Source organism: Modestobacter sp. KNN46-3 (genome assembly GCF_011039295.1).
The window spans coordinates 1-1,999 of sequence record NZ_JAAKGN010000301.1; the positions used below are offsets into that span (position 1 = coordinate 1).

The 1,999-nt window shown below is 76.4% G+C and carries 3 protein-coding genes; all 3 read right to left on the reverse strand.

The features are described 5' to 3' along the window. Positions 1 to 657: GntR family transcriptional regulator (locus tag G5C62_RS26725; RefSeq protein WP_241176162.1), on the reverse strand; the 657-nt coding region annotated here is incomplete at its 3' end. Continuing rightward, a complete protein-coding gene (nagB, locus tag G5C62_RS26730) occupies positions 654 to 1,451 on the reverse strand; it encodes a glucosamine-6-phosphate deaminase (protein ID WP_164703373.1) in 798 nt (265 codons plus the stop codon). The genes G5C62_RS26725 and nagB, both read right to left, overlap by 4 nt. A gap of 2 nt (positions 1,452 to 1,453) precedes the next feature. Continuing rightward, positions 1,454 to 1,999: amidohydrolase family protein (locus G5C62_RS26735; RefSeq protein WP_164703374.1), on the reverse strand; the 546-nt coding region annotated here is incomplete at its 5' end.

Genomic DNA, 1,999 nt, shown 5'->3' on the forward strand with positions numbered 1-1,999 from the left:
CTCGACCGGCCGGCGGGCGCTGTAGGAGACCCGGTCGAACACCAGCACCGGGCGGGACGGCGGCAGTCCCAGCAGGACGGCGGACTCCCGGTCGGCCTCCGCCGCCCGCACGGTCTGCTCGGCCCGCTCGATCGTGCAGCCGTACCGCTGGGCGAACAGGGTGTACAGCGAGCCGGTGAGGTCGGCCCCGTCCAGGTCGGGCGCCACCGCCACCGGATACCAGCCGTCGTCCACCGACATCGGCTGGTCGTCGGCCAGCCGCAGCCGGCGCACGTGCCAGGCCCGTTCCCCCGCGGCCAGCTCCAGCGCGGCCCGGGTCGCCGGCGGGGGCACGGCCCGGGCGACCGCCAGGACGACGGTGCTCGGCCGCAGCCCGAGCCGGCGCATGTCCTCGTGGAAGGAGGCCAGGTGCAGCCTCGACCGCGCGGGCCGCTCCGCCACGAAGGTGCCCTTGCCACGCACCCGCACCAGCACGCCCTCGCTGACCAGCTGGCCGATCGCCTCGCGCACGGTGATCCGGCTGACCCCGTGCTCGACGCACAGCTGGCGCTCGCCGGGCAGCGGGGCACCGGCGGGCAGCCGGGCGGCCAGCTCGGTCAGCCGGCCGCGCAGCTGCTCGTGCTTGGGCACCACCCCGTCGACGATCAGCGCGGTCACCACCCCTGGTCGGTCAGCTTGTGGCTCAGCACATAGCGGTAGTAGTCGGCCCGGGTCAGCTGGGCGCCGGCCGCCTCGTCGACGACCAGGGTCACGTGCCGGTGCAGCTGGAGCACCGACGCCGGGCAGGACGCCGTGAGCGGCCCCTCCACGGCGGCGGCGATCGCGGCGGCCTTGGCCTCTCCGGTCGCCACCAGCACCAGGTGCTCGGCACCCAGGATCGTGCCCAGCCCCTGGGTGATCACGTGCCGGGGCACGGCCGTGACGTCGTCGCCGAAGAACCGCGCGTTGTCGATCCGGGTCTGCTCGGTGAGCGTCTTGACCCGGGTCCGGCTGGCCAGCGACGAGCCGGGCTCGTTGAACCCCAGGTGCCCGTTCGCGCCGATGCCCAGCACCTGCACCGCCACCGGCCCCGCGGCCAGCAGCCGGTCCTCGTAGTCGTGGGCGGCCTGGAGGGGGTCGGCCGCTGCGCCGTCCGGGCCGTGCACCACCGCCGGGTCGAGGCCGAGCTCGTCGGTCAGCTCCCGGCGGATCACCTCGCGGTAGCTCTCCGGGTGGCCGGCGGGCAGGCCCACGTACTCGTCGAGCAGGAACGCCTCCACCCCGTCGAAGGACAGCCCCTCCTCCCGGTGCCGGCGCAGCAGCTCGCGGTAGGCCAGCAGCGGCGAGGAGCCGGTGGCCAGGCCCAGCACCACCGGCCCGCCCCGGCCCAGCGCGGCCAGCACCGACCCGGCGACGGCGTCGGCGACGACCCGCCCGCAGTCCTCGGGGGTGGGCAGCAGGACGACCTCCACGGTCAGCTCTCCTCTCGGTGCACCCACGCGCCGGCCCGCAGGACGGCGATGGGGTTCAGGTGTGGGTCGGTGACCAGCACGTCGGCCCGCCGGCCCGGGACCAGCTCGCCGACGTCCTCCCGGCCGAGCAACCGGGCCGGGGTGCCGCTCGCGGCCAGGACGGCGTCGGCCAGCGGGACCCCGGCGGCGACGGTCGCCCGGACGACGTCCACCAGCCGCGCAGTCCCCCCGGCGATGGCGGCCGACTCCCCGGTGAGCCGGGCGACGCCGTCGCGGACCTCGACCGGGAGCGAGCCGAGGCGGTAGCTGCCGTCTGGCATCCCGGCGGCGGCCATCGCGTCGGTGACCAGGGCGATCGCACCCGGACCGACCAGGTCGAACACGGTGGCCACCGTCTCCGGCGCGAGGTGCACGCCGTCGCCGATCAGCTCGACCACCAGCTCACCGCGCGCCGCGGCGGCCAGGCAGGCAGCCACGGGCCCCGGCGCCCGGGACAGCAGCGGCGGCATGCCGTTGAACAGGTGGGTCGCCAAGAGCGGACCGCCGGG